Genomic DNA, 4958 nt, shown 5'->3' on the forward strand with positions numbered 1-4958 from the left:
GCCTCTCGGCTCTCCCCGCCCTGTTTCTCGGCGTGTGATCGACTAGAACACCGCGGCCACGGCGCTGGTCAGCGCGTCACCGATGCTGTCCAGCAGACCGCCCTCGTCCTCCTCGGCCGGAGCGTCCTCGGTCGCCTCGTCAGCAGGCTCCTCGGTCGTCGGCCGCGCAGCCGGGGACTCCGACTCGCTCGGCGTCGCCTCGGGCTCCGCCGGCTCCTCAGCAGGAGCCTCAGCGGCGTCGTCGCCACCCGGGAGGATGTCGTCCAGGCCCGGCAGCAGCGGCGAGTTCTCCTCGGACGGCTGCTCATCGGCAGGAGCGTCCTCGGCCGGGGCCTCCGGCGACCCCGGCTTGTCGGCCGGAGCGTCGGACTTGTCCTCGCCCGGCGTGTTCGAGCGAAGAGTCGCATTTCCGTCGTCGCCCCGAGGCTGAGCGTCAGGGTCTCGGGCCGGGTCACTCGGCGCCGACTGGTTGCCATCGCCGTCCTCAGCCGTGACCGTAACGGTCGAATCCTGGCCGAGCAGGCACCCAACCCTCATGGAAGTGGCGCCCGGTTCCGAGCGCTGCGGGAGGCAGAGAATGCCGCCCTGCACTCGAACGATGTAGACGATCTCGCCCTGCGGCGTCTTGTCGTCCTCGTCAGTCGATGCCGACCAAGAGACGTCAAAGCCCAGTGCCGAGGCGTTGTCCACCTTGACGTTCTGCGGCACCGTCGGCGCGATCTTCGTGGTCTTACCAGTGGCCCCAGCAGACTGGTCAGACTCGTTGCCCGCACCATCGACGGCCGTCACGGTGTAGGTGTACTCCTTGCCTGCCTCCAAGCCCGTGTCCTCGTAAGAGGTGTCATTGACCGGGCCGACCAGCTTGCCGTTGCGGTAGAGGTTGTAGGTGACGTCGTCGACGCCGTTCTCGTTGTCCTCGGACTCCGACCAGCTTACGTTCAGCGTGCTGTCGCTCGGGTCGCCCGCCTCGACCGTCACGTCCTGAGGAATCTGCGGAGCCGTGACGTCCATGACGCAGTCGATCTCGTTGCTGTCCTGGGACTCGTTGCCAGCCTTGTCGGTCGCGGTGACCGAGAAGGTGTAGGTGACACCCGCATCGAGGCCGGTGAAGGTCGCTGCGGTGTCCTCGGTGCGACCCGGGTTTCCGGCGTCCGGCGACGAGGTAACCGTGTAGTGGGAGATCCCGCTCTTGTCCTGCGCCTTGGACCAGTCGATCTTCACGGAGGTGTTGGTCAGCACATCGCAACCGCTGAGAGTCACCGGGTCGGGAGCATTCTCGTCCTCGGGGTCGCCGGGGCCGGGGTCCTCGCCACAGATCGGCAGATCCGGGAAGAGCTCGCACAGCGGCGGCTCCGGCTCCTCGGTCGGCGGATCGGTGGGATCCGTCGGCGGGGTGGTCGGCGGCTCGGGCTCCTGGCACTGGGTCAGGTCCGGGCGGATCTCACAGATGTCCACACCGGCGCCCGGCGGACGAGTGTCCTCGCAGGCGCTCGGGTCGAGCTCACAGGTGGGCGTGCTGCCCGAGGGCACGTTGCCCGCGGGGATGAAGGTCACACCGGTGTTGGCCGCCGGGACGATGTCATCGTCGACGACCTCCGGCTCGTCGGAGTCCTTCTCCGACGGCTTGTCGTCGGGCTCGAGAGTGTCCGACTCTCCAGGGAGCGCAGTCTCCCCGGTTTCAGGATTCTTTGTCGGCGAGCTCTCCGGGTCACCGCCGTTGACGGTGCAAGAGAACAAGACGAGAAGCAGGATCAAGATGATCGCGCCTATGACGATCCCGCCGATTGTGCGGTTTCGCGCAGTGGTTTCCATACCGAGGATGTCCCTCCCAAGATCAACGCCGAAAGGACGGTCCGACCTTGTTACCCGTGGGTCGCCGTCCAGCTAGGGCATTGAATCGCTTTACCAATGACCGGCACAACGACATAAGCCCGAGTTTGCTATGCCGTGTGCCACAACGTTTTCCGAATCGGGACCATTGGCCTGTCCCCGGCGTGTCGATCAGCCGATGGAGTTGCCCGCAGAACCGAGATGCTGGGCACCCTCGACGACCCGAGTGGCCATACCGGCCTCAGCGAGCTTGCCCCACGCGCGAGGATCGTACTGCTTCTTGTTTCCGACCTCGCCGTCGACCTTCAGAACGCCGTCGTAGTTGGCAAGCATGTGGCCGGCGACCGGGCGGGTGTAGGCGTACTGGGTGTCGGTGTCGATGTTCATCTTGACCACCCCGTAGGAGACCGCCTCGGCGATCTCCTCGGCGCTCGAGCCGGAGCCGCCGTGGAAGACGAGGTCGAACGGCTTCGAGCCGGCGGGCAGGCCGAGCTTGGCGACGACCGCGTCCTGGGCGTCGCGCAGGATCGAGGGACGGAGCTTGACGTTGCCCGGCTTGTAGACGCCGTGCACGTTGCCGAAGGTGAGCGCGGTCAGGTAGCCCTCGACGCCCAGCGCGTCGGCGGTCGCGATGGCGTCCTCGGGGGTCGAGTAGAGCTTGTCGTCGATCGCTCCGACGATGCCGTCCTCCTCGCCACCGACCACGCCGACCTCGATCTCGAGGACGATGTGGGCGGCCTTGGCGACCGCGAGCAGCTCCGAGGCGATCTGCAGGTTCTCCTCCAGCGGCACCGCCGAGCCGTCCCACATGTGCGACTGGAACAGCGGGGCCTCACCGCGCTGGACACGCTCGGCGGAGAGCTCGAGCAGAGGGCGTACGAAGCCGTCGAGCTTGTCCTTGGGGCAGTGGTCGGTGTGCAGCGCGATGTTGATGTCGTAGGACCTGGCGACCTCGGTCGCGTACGCGGCGAAGGCCACCGAACCGGTCACCATGTTCTTGACCGTGGGGCCGGAGAGGTACTCCGCGCCGCCCGTGGAGATCTGGATGATGCCGTCCGAGCCGGCCTCCGCGAAGCCGGCCAGTGCCGCGTTGAGCGTCTGCGACGAGGAGACGTTGATCGCCGGGAAGGCGAACCCCTTCTCCTTCGCGGTCGCGAGCATCTCGGCGTACTTCTCGGGGGTGGCGATGGGCATCTGGGGGTCTCCTTGAGATCCGTTGTCGACCGGGCGCTGGTGGCCAGCGTAATGCGCCCCCGACTACCCGTTACCAACGCTCGGTGTTGGATCGATCAAGCAGGACAACCGATCTGCCACCAGATCCGTATCCACGGGTGAGACTGATCTTGGAGGCATCATGGACTGGCAGGAAACCCTGGAACGGGCGATTCCCCAACCCCCGCCCACACACCCCGACCCGGCCGCGCTCGTGGCCGACGGGAAGAAGCTCGTACGCCGCCGGCGGCTCGCCGTTGTCGCCGGCACCGCCTTCGCGGTGGCCGCCGTGATCGGGATCGGCGCGGTCGTCGTCCCCTCGCGTGAGAGTGCCACCCCGAAGCCACCGATCGCGACGCAGTCGGAGGCCGACGAGGCGATCGCCTCCTACCCGACACAGCCGCCGCTGAGCGACGCCTCCCCACTCAGGTACGACTTCGACACGAAGGAGATCACCTTCCAGGACGGCTGGGAGGAGGCCGGCCGGATCGACCGCAAGGAGATCCGCCGACTCCTCGGAAGCGACTATTCCCAGCTGTTCCTCGCCGCGACCAACGGGGAGAAGACGGTCTACGCGAACTTCATGAACCCGACCGAGATCTCCTACGCCGACGCGTCTCGGACCGAGGGGAAGAATCTCAGCGAATGGGCCGAGGACGTGGCCGCACACCACGTCGAGCCCAGATGGTCGGTCGGCGGGTCGATCCGGGTCGGCGACGGCTGGACCGTCACGCGCGAGATCGACAACCCACTCGGCTATGACCTGCCCTGGGACTCGGAGGCAGCCGTCGCGGAGCGCGAGGGCATGGAGGTATGGATCCTCTTCACCGGTGACCGGCCAGCGGCCGGTGGCGGCGGTGAAGGCTACGGGGTGGCGTACGCCGCGTCGGGGCAGACCATCGAGGGATACATCGCTCACCGGAACAAGCAGATCGAAGCGGACCTGGCCGCGTCACCCGGCGGCTACAGCGCGGGCCTCTCCGAGGCGGTCGAGTTCGGGGACGGGTCGGAGCTGGTCCCGGCCGAGGACCGCGTGACGATCCTCGAGCAGGTTGCCAACCCAGATCTCGGAGACAAGTTCGCCGAAGGCGCCACCCGGTCCGCCGCCGCTCGGATCACCATCAAGGGGAAGGAAAAGGTCGCCATCGCTCGCGAGAAGGACGGCCTCACGCTCGTCTACACCGTCGAGGTGGCGGACGAACGTCGGTCCGAGGACCGCAGCACACGTTCTCTGGAGGACGTCCTGGCCATCGTCAAGGCCACCGAGACCGACGAAGAGTCGGGCGGGGGGTCGTTGTTCCCGTGAGCACACGCGATGAGGAGTTCTCCGGGTTCGTCGTGACGCGACGCCCGCACCTGCTGCGCACCGCCTATGCGCTGTGCGGCGACTGGCACCGGGCGGACGACTTGGTGCAGATGTCCCTGCTGAAGCTCTACGCGGCCTGGCGTCGGGTGGAGCCCGGGTCGGAGGAGGCGTACGTCCGGACGATCCTGGTCCGCGCCCACATCGACCAGACCCGGCGGCCGTGGTGGAAGCGGGAGCGGTCGGGCGATCTGCCCGAGCGGCCGGGTCCCGCGGAGCAGGTCGAGGAGCGGTCCGAGCTCTTCGACGCGCTCCAGGCGCTGCCCGAGATGCAGCGCAAGGTGGTCGTCCTACGTCACTGGCTGCAGCTGTCGGTCGCCGAGACCGCGCGGGAGCTGCGGATCAGCGAGGGGACCGTGAAGAGTCACTCCTCCCGCGGTCTGACCGCGCTGCGTGCCTGCCTGGAGTCGGGAGACGCCACCCGGACGTGACCGGACAGAGCAAGAACGGTCGGGCGGGCATGCCCCTGGCGCACCTAGCGTCAGGGGCATGCCCCAGGTCACCAACATAACCCCAACCACGCTGGACGGCTACATAGCCGATGAGAACAGCT

The 4958-nt window shown here is 67.5% G+C and carries 4 protein-coding genes; 2 read left to right on the plus strand and 2 right to left on the minus strand.

The features are described 5' to 3' along the window. Nucleotides 1-42: 42 nt before the first annotated feature. Both ACFU7D_RS28575 and fbaA read right to left on the minus strand, forming a co-directional pair. On the minus strand, nt 43-1755 hold the full coding sequence (locus tag ACFU7D_RS28575) for a fibronectin type III domain-containing protein (protein ID WP_378873634.1): 1713 nt from the start codon (nt 1753-1755) through the stop codon (nt 43-45). Nucleotides 1756-2001: 246 nt separating this feature from the next. Then, nucleotides 2002-3024 carry a class II fructose-bisphosphate aldolase gene (gene fbaA, locus ACFU7D_RS28580; protein WP_378731786.1) on the minus strand — a complete coding sequence of 341 codons (1023 nt, stop codon included), beginning with the start codon at nt 3022-3024 and terminating at the stop codon, nt 2002-2004. A 160-nt stretch (nt 3025-3184) separates the two neighbouring features. Between fbaA and ACFU7D_RS28585 the strand changes: the two genes are divergently transcribed. Both ACFU7D_RS28585 and ACFU7D_RS28590 read left to right on the plus strand, forming a co-directional pair. Further along, nucleotides 3185-4348, plus strand: coding sequence for a hypothetical protein (locus ACFU7D_RS28585; RefSeq protein WP_378873636.1), 1164 nt, complete (start codon nt 3185-3187; stop codon nt 4346-4348). Further along, nucleotides 4345-4836 carry a SigE family RNA polymerase sigma factor gene (locus ACFU7D_RS28590; RefSeq protein ID WP_378873638.1) on the plus strand — a complete coding sequence of 164 codons (492 nt, stop codon included), beginning with the start codon at nt 4345-4347 and terminating at the stop codon, nt 4834-4836. The genes ACFU7D_RS28585 and ACFU7D_RS28590 overlap by 4 nt, the downstream gene beginning before the upstream one ends. Nucleotides 4837-4958 lie beyond the last annotated feature (122 nt).

The sequence above is a fragment of the Nocardioides sp. NPDC057577 genome (assembly GCF_042801335.1).
Classification (GTDB): domain Bacteria; phylum Actinomycetota; class Actinomycetes; order Propionibacteriales; family Nocardioidaceae; genus Nocardioides.